Genomic DNA, 14,824 nt, shown 5'->3' with positions numbered 1-14,824 from the left:
ACAAGGAGGGGAAAGCTTCATCCCATTTAGAACCATCTTCCATCTAGTTCTATTTTACACAGAAACAGCACGGAATGACCAAGCGATAACCAAGATATTTAATTATCAAAGAACTAAAGTGAATGGAACATCAAAAGCGACTTTTTGAAATTTTTCTCCCCCATGGGGGAGAAAGCTCCATTCTTTCAAACAGTTAATCAATTAACTAAGTTAAGAACAATTCTTAACTACAAACTTATTATACGAGTTAAGAACAATTCTTAACTACAAACTTATTATACGAGAGGAGGAAGAAATAATGGATACTATTGAAAATTTAATCAGGGAGGCAAGCATCTATTTGGAAGATATGGGTTATTCAGAAGGGACAAAAATTCGTTATAAAAGTTGCTGGAACTGCTTTAAAAAGTACGCAATATTGAATAACACTTATGATTTCACTATTGATTTTGGATATAGTTTTCTTATGAATCATTATAAAATCGATTTTGATTCAAATTTAACGCCATATCAAAGATTTGCTGTTCGCTCTATAAAAGTCTTAAATAGTATTTCTAAGGGAGAGCCGGTTAATAAATGTTATCATCGTAAAGGTCTTCAAGTACCACCTTGCTATTTTGAAATCCTTAAGGATTATATAGAATTCTTAAAGAAATCAGACTTATCAGATAAGACTATTGAGGGGAAAAAGTTTAACATCATGCAATTCCTTCATTTTCTTGAGACAAATGGGATTACTAAAATCTCAAATGTACAATCAAAAATTATCTTAATTTATATCGATTCATTAAGGAATTATGCAACATCTACAAAAGTTACTATTCTGCATACTTTAAAAAGCTTCTTTAATTTTTTAACCACAAACAATTATAATACTCACCAATTATCCCATTTTTTTCTGATTATTCGATCAAATAAACTTGAAAAACTACCCTCATATTACACAAATCATGAAATTCAAACTATTCTCTCTCATGTAGATCGAAATACAGCCATCGGGCGGCGTGACTATCTCATTTTGATATTAGCGATTCAGCTAGGTATGAGAGCTGGAGACATCAGAGACTTGAAGCTAAATGATATTAAATGGCACTTAGAAAAAATTGAAATAATTCAAGGTAAAACAAAAAACTCTTTGCAGTTACCATTAAGCGAAGGTTTAAAATACGCATTAATTGATTATTTGAAGAATGGCCGACCAGTAAGTGACGACCCCCACATTTTTATTAGACATAGAACGCCTTATGGGCGTTTTGAAAAAGGCAATGTATTTTGGAGTGTTATCAATAAGTATTTAGTTCTTGCCAAAATTGATGTTAAAGATAGAAAACGTGGTCTTCATGCAATGAGACACAGTTTAGCAAGTAATCTTTTACAAGAAAACATACCATTACCTGTTATTTCAGGAATATTGGGTCATGAAAACTCAAATACGACAATGGAATATCTCCGTATCGATATCAATCAACTTCGCATGGCGGGATTGGAGGTGCCTCTATGATAGAAACAAACAAAAAGTACACGTTTGATGGCCCTTTTGCTACTTATTGTTCAATGTATGTTGAATATAAGATAGGGCTAGGGTATAAATTCCAAGTGTCTTCTTATTACAGATTAAGACAAGTCGACAATTTTTTTAAAAAATCAGGACTTAAAAAACCAATTCTTACTAAGAATATGGTAGAAGAATATGTAAGTAAAAGAGACAATGAATCTACTAAAACACAACATCAAAGAATGAGTACCATTCGTCAATTTGCTCTGTTCATGAATATGTTAGGCTTTAATTTTTACGTTTTCCCTAAAAATGAGTTTGTAAAACAAAGAGATAATTTTATCCCGTATATTTTTACTCATGATGAAATTACACGAATCTGGTCGATAGTTGATCAGTTGAAATTCTCAGGGAACAGTAAATATGCTCACCTCATTTATCCAATGCTCTTACGAATGTTATATGGGTGCGGATTACGAATTAATGAAGCACTGACTCTGCAGAAAACAGATATTAATCTAAAAGATGGTGTGATTACAGTAAGTAAAGGAAAAAATAACATCACTCGTTTTGTTCCTATGACGGAAACCCTAAGGATTTATGGTCAACACTATGTTAAAAACATGGCATTTGATATGAGTACGGAAGGATATTTTTATCCTGCTCCAGACGGGCGAAAATATAATAGTGGCTCAATTTTGAGTGGCTTCAGAAGAATATTACGTGACGCTGAAATAATAACTGATGAATCAGTAAAACCTCGGATACATGATTTACGTCATACCTTTGCAGTACACTCTTTAGAAAAAATGATTAATGAAGGACAAGATATTTATTCTTTTCTTCCTATCCTTCAGACCTATATGGGACACCGAGATGTTGAAAGTACAGAACAGTATCTGCGAATGACGAGCGATACCTACGGTAATATTATTAATTCAACTGAAGAAATGTATCAGGATGTTTTTCCGGAGGTGCAAGAAAATGAACGATTATAATTTCGGGAAATATTTGTCGATATACTTTCTTCGATACATTCCTTCAAAAATGGACTATAGCGAAAATACAGTTAAAGCATATCGCGATACATTCACTATCTTTTTAAGATATTGTACGGAAGTTCTTAATTTAAAACCGGAAAAATTGACACTAAAAGAAATAAACAAAGATTTGATTGAGACTTTTTTGAATTGGCTAATAGATGAGAAGAGATATTCCGTCAGAACAAGGAACCAAAGACTTGCAGCTTTTCATTCCTATTTTCGTTTTCTTCAAACTGAAGTGCCAGAATATTTGGACGTTTGTAATTCTGTCTTTTCAATAAAGGCAAAGAAAGTGTCGAATATAGAACAGATGACTTACTTGTCAATTGATGCAATACGAAAACTGTTGGATGCTCCAAACCGAAAAACAATAAGAGGAAAAAGAGATTTAGCTATTCTCACACTTTTATACGATACTGGCGCAAGAGTTCAGGAAATTATTGATTTAAAGGCTTCCGATTTGAGACTGTCTTCTCCAGCGACTGTCACACTGATAGGAAAAGGACAAAAAGTTCGCGTGATACCAATTACAGCTCAGACTGTAGCTATTATGGAATCATATTTAGATAGCTACCAGCTAAGTAATGAAAAGAGTGTTACAACTCCCATTTTTTTCAACAAACAGCACAAAAAACTTAGTCGTGCCGGTATAACTTATATTTTAAAGAAACATTATGAAGCAGCTCGTAAAGATAACCCTGATCTATTTCCATCAAAAATTTCGCCACATGCCTTAAGGCATAGTAAAGCGATGCACTTACTGGAAGCCAATGTAAATTTAATTTATATTCGAGATTTTTTAGGACATGCATCTATTTCTACAACTGAAATATATGCAAAAGCCAACCCTGAGATTAAACGGAAAGCAATTGAAACAGCGAGCAAGAATATTCTTCCTGAAGAAGTATTAAGCGAAGATAAAAAAGAAAGTTTGTTAAATTGGCTGAAAGAATTTATTTAGATTAAAAAGTATAAATAAGTAGATTTAATTATGTAAAGATAATTCCTTGGTTAAGCGGTGAAACTAATATTTCATCGCTTAACTTAACATAATTAATTACTTCTCATAAGATGAATGGTTATTAACGGCATTACCAGAAGAACATGCCTTAACTTTATTTGAAATCATAGAATCTCGTTTGAAGACAGCTTCTACTATTTTTTGTTCACAGACAGCCCCTGAAGGATGGTATGAGAAACTCGGTGAAGCTCTCGTCGCAGATGCAATCCTTGATCGTATTGTGCATGATTCTTACAGTATTCTGATCGATGGAGAGGTCTCTATGCGTGAGAGACATGGATTGAGGGCAGTGAAATGATTCCTTCAGAAGTGGAAGATAGACTTGCTCGTTATTTTTTTCACCGTTATTTACCAGATGAAATTATGATGGAAATAGAGAATTTATTAGTCCCTTTCTATCTTGAGGATGAGTTACCGCCGGAAAATGATATGGTGAAATTAGCAATATCCATTATAGATAATGGGCTAGAAGAATAGACAAAAGGCCACTGATGAGTAAAATATCAGTGGCCTTTTTATCCGCATTGAGTGGCTCTATGTCTCGCAATTACTGGCTCTAAACTCCGCACAAGTGGTTCTTTCTGTCCGCAATACTCAACAGTGTATACAAAGAACTTATTTATATGGTTAATATTATAATAACATAATAAAAATATCACTTCTAACAGGGATTGAGGTTCGTTGTTCATATTTTAGATGAAGTTTAGAGACCTTTCTCGTTTGAAATGCATTCTATACATAAAAAATGAAGTTCAAAACGCCTTAGCCTCTTGAACTCCATTTTCAGATATGGTATGACCCTTAAAAAGCTATAACGATAATCTGGATTGACCAGATTTCACCTTTATATTAGTACTTTAAATTCTTTTGTAAAACCTCAATCATATCATCCAATAGAGCTTCCTGGTAACCAGGGGCTTTGTTTTGATTCATTTCATGCTTGATAGCCAGCAAATCTGGATTGGTAATAGCATTCAGTTTTTTCAGTCGTGCTTCGGTCAGTGAATCTCCTATGGAAATTGAGTTTTCGTATGATAATATAGTCATTTCCCACAATTCTACGAAGTCAGGGTAGCGATTTAATAATCGTTGCGCCATCCCTATCCCTTCAGGATCCAGGTCACTAGAATAATGAAGTCTGATGCCATTCTTAACTAGCAGATCAAAACACTTCCAGGATGCCAATTTAAATTGTCCGTGTGTACAAATTAAGGGAGCTTCAGGGACGGCATCCAGTATGCTGGAAAAGACTCCAGAGTTTTCGACGATCCATACATCTTTTTTATGATTAGAGGGATAGAGACTGTCGAGGTGAATCAGTTCACGGATAGGCACATTCTGGACTACCCTCGTGTCACAAGCTATTTTCCAGAACTCTTTCTTAGGACTGTCTGTATCTGCCATAAGGTTAGCTACAGTTACATAATTAGCAATATCGTCTCTTAAGATATTATACGTCAAAAGCAGTTCATTGATACCTTCACTGGTTGTCGGAATAACCACCTTTTCATGGTCATACCTGGCTTCTCGTACAGTCAGCACGTGAATCAACAGCCTCCCAAGATTCTGGTTCCGATCAAATGCATGGGGATTGCCAGTCATTTGCTGGGCAAAGACTGGCAGTCTAATAGGGTTTTCCGGAATGTTCTGCAAGACCCTATCTAGGATGTCAACGTACGATTCAAAATCATCATAAGATTCTTCCATCAATCTGTATATCCAGTAACTATCTGAAGATTTCCCTTCCAGATAATCAAGCCAAATCTCTGCAGACGAATAGTTCATTTTTAAATGATTTAGGTAGGACTGCAGCTCAAGAGCCCGTTGTTCCTGCCTTTGGCTATTTGAAATAAGGCTTTCACCAAAATATAATTCAAGTAATTGCCGTAATTCTAAATCATCAAACTTATATTTTTTAAGCTGTTTTTCAAACTGAAGTAAGGTTACTCTTCTCTTTTTCAAAAGGATATCAGGTCTTAATCCCAAAAACTCAGCTAATTCTTCAATCTCGTTATCCGAGAATTGAATCAAGGACACACTCCCGCCTGTTTTACCTAAGGATTCATACTTCTTTTTGAATTCGGAAAACAGTTTTTTATAGAGTGCATGTGCTTTGAAATACTGAATCGACTGATGATCTTGCTTACTCATCCGACTCACCTTCTTCGCTTTCACCACTCTCATCAGTTACCAATGTGCGTTTTCTCCCGTCCCATAAATAGCGGATGACTGCGACGTGATCCGCATTTTGAGGTCGAAAGAGTTCACTTATTGCTAGGTGTGAAACGGTTGGGTAATCTCCCCATAAAACTTGTGAATTAATGATATAGTTGAAATTTAACTCTTCAACAACTTCGAATAGATCAGCAATATTTCTATCGTCCACTCCAGCAAAGGCTTCATCAAGGGAAATCAGATAAGGCGCTGTACTATCCGCTTCTTTATACCTTGAATAAGTAGCAATGAATAGCGGAATGTACATCGCTCGTGCTTTTTCTCCCCCACTGAACTTATAAAACTGATTATCTGTCAAAGGACGTTTTCTGTCGTCTCCTGTTCTCTGAAAACTCAATTCGAATGAGAACCATCTGCGATAATCCAGCACTTGTTTCAGCACTTGAAGGAGGGTTTGAAGTTCAGTTGAATCATTCATTATTCCCTTAGCTCGTTCGATTTTTGTTCTAAAATGTCTAGTCACTTTGTCAATATCATCATCATTCAACAGTTCTGATTTTTGTCTGAGCAGGTTGACTAACTCTCTGGTGTCCAATTCGTCTTCGGTTTCCGCTGTTCTTGGTTTCCATTTTATGGAGAACATCAAACCGGAGGAATCGTTTCGTGACTTCATTAATTCTTTCATTTCTTCTACCCAGCGTTCCGCTCGTCCTATTCTTGAGCGAAGTTTATGTCCAACAGACTGGAACAGTATTTCTTCATATAGGCGTTTATCCTGTTCATCCAGATACACTTGTTGTCGCTCTTTCAATGCAGACAACTCTTTTTCAACAGTATAGGGACTGACTTTTTTAGCCTGATACAAATATTCAATGACTTCTCTCTGTGAGGCACGCTGCCAATCTTTCACCATGATTTCGAACTCAGGCCTCTGTACTTCTAATTGCATCCAGTCAGGAACGGGCAAGCGATCAGTTCTCTGTGTAGGACTAAATTCAATCAGGTTATCCAGCTGATCGTTCCTTACACGAGATAAACGTCCATTTAAAACCGACAGGTCCTGATTTTCCATTGTTGTGTAAGCTTCCAGCACTTTTTGTGCTTTATCTGCTAAAGAAAGGTCTGCAAAATCAGTGAAATCATGAAGGGTTTTAGACCATTCATTAGAAAAGGAATTCTTCCAGGCTTCCATCAGATTATTCCAAAATGTCAGACTGACCTCATACTCCTGAATGTTTTTCTCGACATATTCTATATCCTTAGATTTAGACGTATGTTCTTTCCTTTTTTCAATAATTAAACGGTCTAATTTATCCATGGTATCAATGGTTTCTTGAATTTGTTTACGAATATCACTGATTCCTTCTTGTTCGATCTGCTGATTGATATACTCAATATCTTTTTTCAGGCGGTCTACTTGAGGCTGATAGGTATTAATCTCCCCCTTGTGTCTTATTATCTCGTCTTCCAGTTCTTCCAGTCTGGCTGAAATGTCTTTATGACGCTCTTGACTATTGAGTATTTGCATGTGCATGCGTTTCAGTTCACCAAGTCCTTTTTCATACAGGCGCATAACTTTAACGGCCTCCTGATAAGCAATTAGAGCTAAAGGAAGAGTGAATGAACGGGTTTGTTGAATAAGCAGCTGGTTTTGAGTTTTTAGTTCAGCCCCAATTGTCTTTACTTCTTCTGACAACATGTCAATCTGGATGGTTACCTGTGAAATCTTATGCTGCACAGATGTGAGCTGCTTATATCCTTCCGCTAAATCTTTATCATTAGGAAACTGGCGGAAGGCTTGTCTGGCAATGTCTATATCATGCTCTATAGCAGTTTGTTTATCTTTATAATCCTTCAGTTGAACTTTTTCATTTTCAATCAATACATTCAGTTGTTCGATCTGACTGTCTCTATATCTTTTACGGGCATTCTTACCTATAAAACGAACGGACTCCACAGGAATGGCATGACCCGTCATAAGGCCAATCGAATAATACCCTTTTTCTGATATAGAAAGTGCTTCACGATTGGATTCATCAATAAGGATACTTCTGAGAATCTGATCAACCTGTTCATTTGATAACGTAGCATTATCATCTAAGTCAGGCTTTAAAATATCTGCTAAAGTATAGGCCATGATTTGCGGATTAGGTGTGAGAATGCGGTCATGCTGGACGTCGACTGCTTTATCAGTTATCAGAGCATCCAGAAGTCCAGATTCCAGTAATGCTGCTTCGATTCTTTTCTGAGTCTCCTCATCAATCTCGGGTCTGAATTCGACCGCATTGTATAAAGGTACAGCTGAAACACCTTCGTTGATGAGTTTTTCACGAAATGCCTTACTTAAAGGTGGAGTCTGAGGATCCGGATCTTTCTTGTTCTTCCACTCATTTAATTCAATCGTGAGTTCTTCAAGTCGTTCTTTCTGAGAATTAATCTTTACTTTCAGATTAGCAAGGTCTTCTCGTTTTACCGACTCGTACTGATGAACAGTTTCACGAACAGGTTCACGAATATCGTCATAGCGGTAGTCTTCATACAAATGTTGCATTGCCCGTGAAACGTTCTGCATGGTTTCTTCAGGTACAGATAAATAAGAAGCGTCTTGAACCCAGCTGTATATAGAGTCCAGCTGTTTATTCTTTTCTTCCCGGAACCAGTCATTCCAGTCCTGTTCTTCTATGCGCAAAGTATCTTTCTGATACTTAACTTCTCCTAAGTGACGATCTTTTGATTCAAATGAATCTCTTAACCTGTCCAAGGCACTCAATTTCTCTGCAATCTCTTCGAGCTGAGCAAGGTGATCTTCCGCCTGCTTTTCCCATGCATCAAAAGGAAATAGTGATTTGTACTGTTCCATGAAATCACTGGAGTGAATGTTATGCGATTCTTCAAAAGCTGCCTCGCTTGCACTGGAAGATAAATCCTCATTCAAATCAGTCAACTCATTTTCCTGTTTTCGACTTTTTAGTTCTATAGCATCGCGTTGTTCCCGGGCGCTATATTCTTTTTTTCGAGCAATATCCAGACGTGATTGAGCATCTTTTAACCGACCCGTTTCCTTGTTTAAGTCATCGGTCTTTTCCCGACGTTCAGTTTCTAAATTCCATACCTTGTGCTGTGATAATCGCTGACGTTGCTTTTCGGCTGCTTGCTTGTCTAATTCATGTTTTAAAATATCTTCTTCTAATTGATTAATATTGTTATCCAGATTATTTTTTTCTGTCTTTTTATAGTTAAGCGCAGCTTCCTCTTGTTTTAAATTATCAGAAGCTGTTTTTAATCCATTAGCCTGCTCATACAGTACTTTCTGATTGTATTGTGTATAGACTTTATTGAGCGCAGAAACCGCATGGTATTCACGATTCAGCTGTTCGAGCTGCTGCTTCGTCTGATCCATCTGTTCAATCGTGTCAGACAAGTGGCGTAAGTCATCGTCAGATAAAGGAGGTAAAGCTTCTTCAAGAATGTCATAAATGACAGTCGGTCTGAAATCCTTTGAGAGTTTAGGGCTACGCAGTTGAATAAGGAGCTTGATTAAATCCTCGTATTCTTCGATGGTTTCATATCCGAAAATATACTGGTTCACGAGACTGGCATAGTCCCCTTTCGTGTCTACCAGTTCGCCTCCATCATCCAGCAGATTACGCATTTGAATTTTTGATAGTGGGATTTTTACTTTTTTCCCTTCATGTGTTTCTTCGGAGTATAAAGAAAAATCTATACCGATGCGTCGGTTATCTGTGATAACGAATCCCCAAAAAGTAAGTTGGGCTCCTCGTCTTGCTTTCAGTCCAATTCCTATGGTTATGTACTGATCAGTCTCCTGTCTTTTAAATTCCATATACAAGTAACCTGTGCGCTCCTCCAGACCCGTTACTTCTTTTTCTCCTAATAGATAATCTTCCATTCGACGGGCTCTGGATCCGAATGGGTCAAGTCTTTCTGGTCGAGTCGATCCATCAAGTAAGACAGGTAAGAAACTCTGCATGGTTACAGATTTTCCCGCCCCATTATTTCCTCTCAAAAGAAGCTTTCCGTCCGCAAAGTCAAACACTTCATCCTCATAGTACCAGTAGTTAAATAGTCCGGCTCGGTTGACTTCCCATTTGTTTTCACTTTTCATCACTCGCTAGCTTCCTCCTTAAAGTCATCTGGGTACTGCCCTTTCATACGTGCAATGGCTGCCATAAATATAATGAGACCCGTCTCTTCTTCTATGCGAGCAAAAGACCACTCGATTAGGTGTTCCAGTACATCTTCTGCTGTTTTCTTTAAGCTGCTTTTTTCTCTATATTCTATGCTCCAGCCTAGTTTGAACTCTGAACTGACGTTTTCGATGATTACTTCAAATTGAGCACGAGTCAGTCTGATTTCTCCAAAAGAACTGATCTCAAACTGATCGAGACGGTCACGTAAAAAACTTTGAACATGCAGGCTAAGCAGGGATAGCGCTTTTCTGTCAGGATACGATTCATATTGCTGTTTCTGCTCAGGAAGAGTCAGCATAGCTGCATTTTTCGTTACTTGTAATTCAAATGGTGAATGTTCTTCTATATCTTCCCTTACACGATTACGATAGCGTCTGATATAGTCGAAATCTTCATCATCTTGTTCTTTACGGTAGAGAACTGGTTCTATGAACAGTTGACGGTAGACACGCTTTCTTCGGATATCTTCCTGACTACGTTCCCAGTCCATTGTCAGAATATCTTCTATAGTCTGACAACTTTTCAGTGTCCTTAAGTGATTCCGCATGTAATAACGAGAATAAATGGTTCCTTGATACAGCACTTCTTGTTCTTCAGAACGAGCAAATTCTTCTACTCCACCGGAATAGCTGTCCACTTCACGGATACAGTTCAATTCGACCATTTTCTTAAGCACTCGTACCAGAGATTGACGATGCTGATAATTCGTCCAGTCGATTTTTATTAAACCAGGGTAGCTTTCCTCCAGTTCTTTTGCCAGTTCAGATAAAAGAAACTGGTCTTCGACTGATCGATTCTCCAGATATGCCAGTCCACAGCAAAATAGAACATAATCTCTTGGATGCTGAAAGTCCTGAATGCCCATCCAGCTTTTAGGTTCGACCGGTACTTTTTCAAGTTTGATAAAGTCTTTGTGTATAATCAGTGAATAGCCTAGCTTTTCTGAGATATATCGTCTCAGTGCTTTTTCATTTTCCCGGATAAGCTGGTAGTCAGAAGGACTATCCTGTCTCAATATCCAGTAATTCTCAAACAGCAGACCTAAAGCATGTTGCTGTTGTTCAGTGAATCCTGTTTCAAGCATAGTCTGCCTCACCTTTCTCTCCAATCAGTTCGAACCAGACATTTGGCATATCGATTTTGCCATCTTCAGAATCTAACGTTATCCGGCCTTCTTTAAAATGAAGCTTGATTTTCACTCCTAGGTCAGTTTGAACGGTTCGGTCTTTATGACCCATCGCTTTCCCTATCCAGTTCAGGAAAATTTGTCTCACTGCTGGCTGAACACGACCAATCGAATCGAGTTCTATTTTTTGTCCATTAATATACTGTTCAATCCATTCCCGCTCGAGTTCTTTTTCTTTGAGGAAAACTTGTCTGGACTTAAGTCTTTCCTCAGTACGATCGATGACCATATTAGCTCGAGTCTTTTCACGATACGTACGAATCATCGGTTTAGTCGTGTGAATCATCGGCTCAATTTCCCAAATATCCGTGTATAAATCATCAGTCGGATACTGATCGATATAATAATGCCGAGTATGATCAAATCCAAATGCTGCTGCATATAATTCGTGTGCATCTTTGATTGACTCAATTTCACTAAACCAGTCTGCCATATGAAGGTATTCTTCTCGTCTGCTTCTCAGATTCTGATTCCGTTCACCCATTCGTTGAACGACTTGAGTGATCTTTCTGATGGCATCAGTGGTCCGTTCAAGAAGCATTTCTGACTCACTTTTACCATAGGACTGTGTCCCTCTGAACCACGATTGAATAGCGAGCCAACGACCAGAATACTCCTCAAAAGGTTTCGCTTCATGCGACACATCCACTTCTTCAAGCCTTGCCTGCGTTTTATGCCGCCAGACCTGTTCGAAAAAGTGATACAAATCTTCAGTGGTCATTAGAATCAGCTTGGCTCTGATTTGTTCGGATGTTGATTGCATAGCTCGGATAAATTCTCTTAAATACGCAGTAAATTTATCTTTGTAAATCAAGAATTCTTCAGTTTTCATTCGTTCTTCCACTTCTTCACTGCTGATATATCCAATATAATCTGAGGTATTCTCGACAATCTGACGGAAATATGTTTGGATATCTTCCCATAACTGATTCGCTTCTTCATCAGTCACCAGTTTGTTTTTCAGAACAATCTGCTCCAAACTCTGCAGGTAGCTGTAAAGTCTACTGAACTGAGTCCGCTCAAGCACTCCACCGAATGAGTCCTCTTTGTTCTCCATCTCAATCAGCATGCGTTCGAACTCAATGGTATATGGAGTGGGCTGATAACGAAATCGCTTCTTCTTATACTCGTCAATTGTTTTGGAATTACCCAATTCCTGACGAGGCGTGAGATTTCCCCATTTAACCAGCTGGTTCAAATCGATATGCAGGTTGTCTTCATCATAATCGGAAAAAACATCCTGACTTTTTACATGGGTCATCACTTCTTCAGGAAAAATAAACTCCCTCATACGCTCATGCTGGATATAAAAATAGCGCATAATCGTCCGGTAACGCGCATGATTATCCGCAGTCAGGTAGGTTGCTTCCTTCACTTTGCTTAACGCCATATCAACAGTCCTTTTTAGCCGTAGTCAATTTATTTAAACTAAGTTTAGCATAGTTACCTAAGCGATTGAACAAGAAGATTAAGAAGATAATCTGGCTTAGGTAAATTTTACTTTATTGGACTTGTTCGGTAAATGTGCCTGATATTATAAATTTGACTTGTCTATCTATATGTAAAAATCAATGATTTTATATTTTACGTGTTACTTATTTATTTTGAATCACTTAGATTAAGAAAATGCACTCACTTACTTGGATTTACTACTTTCTATATTAAGTCTAGGCAATAACTTTACTCATATATCAAAAAAACACCTAGACAAGTGAACGTCTTTAAAGTACTCACTTGTCTAGATTAGGGTTTGGAATCAATAGTTTTTATTATTTTTTAGGTCAAATCTGCTCCTCAGTATCCACCTTCGAGTCGTCCTGTGTAGATTTGCTTTGACGCTGCTGTACGAATGATTCCATCCCTTCGTCTTTCAGGAACTGACTGAACGGTACAAGTTCTTCTGCTTCGTAGCGTTCTTTAAATGTTCGAATCTCTTCTTCTGAATATAAGGCTGGATCTAACTCCAGTGCTTCAGCCGGTATCGGACGGTCGTCGCTTATTTTCACGTTGACGACTACAGTCTTTCCGGATTTTTCTAGATCGACAGCTTTCTGAAAGACGTCATGCAGATCGCTGATCTCACTGACGGTCAGCCCAACGGCGCCTTGAGCTTCGGCTATCTTCGCATAGTCGACGGACTGGAAGTCGACGCCGTAATAATAGTGATTAGTGTCTTCCTGCTCGGCTTTGATGAAGGCATACTCCTCATTTGAGAATACGACATGGATGCTTGGCAAATTGTACTGAACACACGTGACGATATCCTGCATCACCATTGAGAAGGCTCCGTCTCCTGTCAGATCCCACACCTGTCTGTCGGGGAAGGATTTCTTGGCGGAAATAGCACCGGGTAGTCCATTACCCATTGTTGCAAACACACCTGACGTGCGCCACATGTTCTTAGGTGACATCTTCAAGTGACGCACGGATGTCTGGGTGGTATTCCCTACGTCAATGGAATAGATGGCGTCGTCGTCCGCTACCTGGTTGATGGCCTGGTAAGCCTGATAAATCTGCAACTTTCCATCCTTTTTGTTTTCCAGCTTGTCGATATAAGCAGACCAGTTCTTGATGTTATTCAGGTTAGCACGGTACCAGGCGCTTTCCGGTTTTTTGGAAATCTTATCTGTAATGGACCGAATGACTGACCCGGCATCGCCTAATATGGCAACGTCGACTGGGTGTCTCTTCCCTAGTTTGTAAGGATCGATATCGATCTGAATGAATTTGTCCACGTGATCGAACACACCGGTCACTTCGGTGAAGGGATAATTGCTGCCGGCGAACAAGACGACGTCCGCTTCGTCGAACACTTCTACTGCGGGTTTTCTGGAGACCCGGTTGGCTGATCCTAAGAGTGCTTCAAAATCATGCGGGAAGGTGTCATAATTGATTCCTGTTACCGCAACGGGTGCCTTCAGTTTGCTGGACAGATCCATGACGGCGTCACCGTTTCCACGAGTGCCGATTCCAGCATAAATGACCGGCCGCTTCGCATTCTCCAGTATTCTGGCCGCTTCTTCGATATCCTTCTCTTCAGGAATCGGATATGGAGGTGTCCGGTGAGCATTTGCTGAAGAATACCAGCCTTCCCGGTCGATTTCTTCCCAGCCGTAACTCACGGGTACTTCGACAGCCGCGACTCCTTTACGGGTAATGGCTGTACGAATCGCTTCATCGATGATTTTCGGAAGCTGTTCCGGATACGCTACACGTCGATTGTAGATGGCTACGTCTGCGAACACTGGGTTATGGTTCATTTCCTGAAAGGCATCCATGTTGATTTCATTTTCAGCCCGCTGTCCTATGATAGCCAGCATAGGCACGCCATCTTCTCTGGCATCATAGAGCCCGTTCATCAGATGCGTTGCTCCAGGTCCGCCAGAACCTAATGCGACACCAATTTCTCCACTGAATTTATATTGCATCGAAGCAGCCAGTGCACCGACTTCCTCGTGACGTACCTGAACGAAGTCGATAGCCGTCTCTTCATGTTTCAATGCGTCCATCCACGAGTTCAGCGATCCAGCGGGCAAGCCATAAACCTGCTTGACACCCCAGCTTTCCAGCACCTTCACTGCGGCAACGCCTGCTTCTATTTTCTCTGTATTGTTAGTCATCAGTCGATCATCCTCCTGTGATTTGTAAATACCTCTACTTTCAATTATACTCCACTTGTTTGTATATCAAGAC

General features: G+C 39.0%; 9 protein-coding genes and 1 pseudogene. 5 read left to right on the top strand and 5 right to left on the bottom strand.

All coding sequences use genetic code 11. The features are described 5' to 3' along the window. The first annotated feature begins 298 nt into the window (after nt 1-298). The 5 genes and pseudogenes from ACYQ4S_RS03335 to ACYQ4S_RS03315 all read left to right on the top strand — a co-directional run bounded on the left by ACYQ4S_RS03335 (nt 299) and on the right by ACYQ4S_RS03315 (nt 4,036). The gene (locus ACYQ4S_RS03335) at nt 299-1,501 is read left to right on the top strand and encodes a site-specific integrase (protein WP_346023671.1); all 1,203 of its coding nucleotides are present in this window, start codon (nt 299-301) and stop codon (nt 1,499-1,501) included. Beyond that, the gene (locus ACYQ4S_RS03330; protein ID WP_459769342.1) at nt 1,498-2,493 is read left to right on the top strand and encodes a tyrosine-type recombinase/integrase; all 996 of its coding nucleotides are present in this window, start codon (nt 1,498-1,500) and stop codon (nt 2,491-2,493) included. Before ACYQ4S_RS03335 ends, ACYQ4S_RS03330 begins: the two co-directional genes overlap by 4 nt. Next, nucleotides 2,480-3,499 carry a site-specific integrase gene (locus tag ACYQ4S_RS03325; protein ID WP_459769341.1) on the top strand — a complete coding sequence of 340 codons (1,020 nt, stop codon included), beginning with the start codon at nt 2,480-2,482 and terminating at the stop codon, nt 3,497-3,499. Before ACYQ4S_RS03330 ends, ACYQ4S_RS03325 begins: the two co-directional genes overlap by 14 nt. A 121-nt stretch (nt 3,500-3,620) precedes the next feature. Continuing rightward, a pseudogene (locus ACYQ4S_RS03320) lies at nt 3,621-3,857 on the top strand (ATP-binding protein); the annotation flags it as partial. Then, a complete protein-coding gene (locus ACYQ4S_RS03315; RefSeq protein ID WP_346023679.1) occupies nt 3,854-4,036 on the top strand; it encodes a hypothetical protein in 183 nt (60 codons plus the stop codon). The pseudogene ACYQ4S_RS03320 and the gene ACYQ4S_RS03315, both read left to right, overlap by 4 nt. A 372-nt stretch (nt 4,037-4,408) precedes the next feature. On the opposite strand, the gene ACYQ4S_RS03310 is transcribed toward ACYQ4S_RS03315, so the two are convergent. From ACYQ4S_RS03310 to spxB, 5 genes are all read right to left on the bottom strand, one after another. Continuing rightward, on the bottom strand, nt 4,409-5,710 hold the full coding sequence (locus ACYQ4S_RS03310) for a TIGR02679 family protein (RefSeq protein WP_459769339.1): 1,302 nt from the start codon (nt 5,708-5,710) through the stop codon (nt 4,409-4,411). Then, nucleotides 5,703-9,860, bottom strand: coding sequence for a TIGR02680 family protein (locus ACYQ4S_RS03305; protein WP_459769344.1), 4,158 nt, complete (start codon nt 9,858-9,860; stop codon nt 5,703-5,705). The genes ACYQ4S_RS03310 and ACYQ4S_RS03305 overlap by 8 nt, the downstream gene beginning before the upstream one ends. After that, entirely contained in the window at nt 9,860-11,029 is a 1,170-nt protein-coding gene (locus ACYQ4S_RS03300) for a TIGR02678 family protein (protein ID WP_459769337.1), read from the bottom strand. Before ACYQ4S_RS03300 ends, ACYQ4S_RS03305 begins: the two co-directional genes overlap by 1 nt. Continuing rightward, nucleotides 11,022-12,521, bottom strand: a complete 1,500-nt coding sequence (locus tag ACYQ4S_RS03295) for a TIGR02677 family protein (RefSeq protein WP_459769335.1) — start codon at nt 12,519-12,521, stop codon at nt 11,022-11,024. The genes ACYQ4S_RS03300 and ACYQ4S_RS03295 overlap by 8 nt, the downstream gene beginning before the upstream one ends. 391 nt (nt 12,522-12,912) lie before the next feature. Then, entirely contained in the window at nt 12,913-14,751 is a 1,839-nt protein-coding gene (gene spxB / locus ACYQ4S_RS03290) for a pyruvate oxidase (RefSeq protein ID WP_459769333.1), read from the bottom strand. Nucleotides 14,752-14,824: the final 73 nt, after the last annotated feature.

This window comes from Alkalibacterium sp. s-m-28, assembly GCF_054658175.1.
Note: the sequence above shows the minus strand (reverse complement) of the source record. Positions and strands in the feature narration are given on the sequence as shown.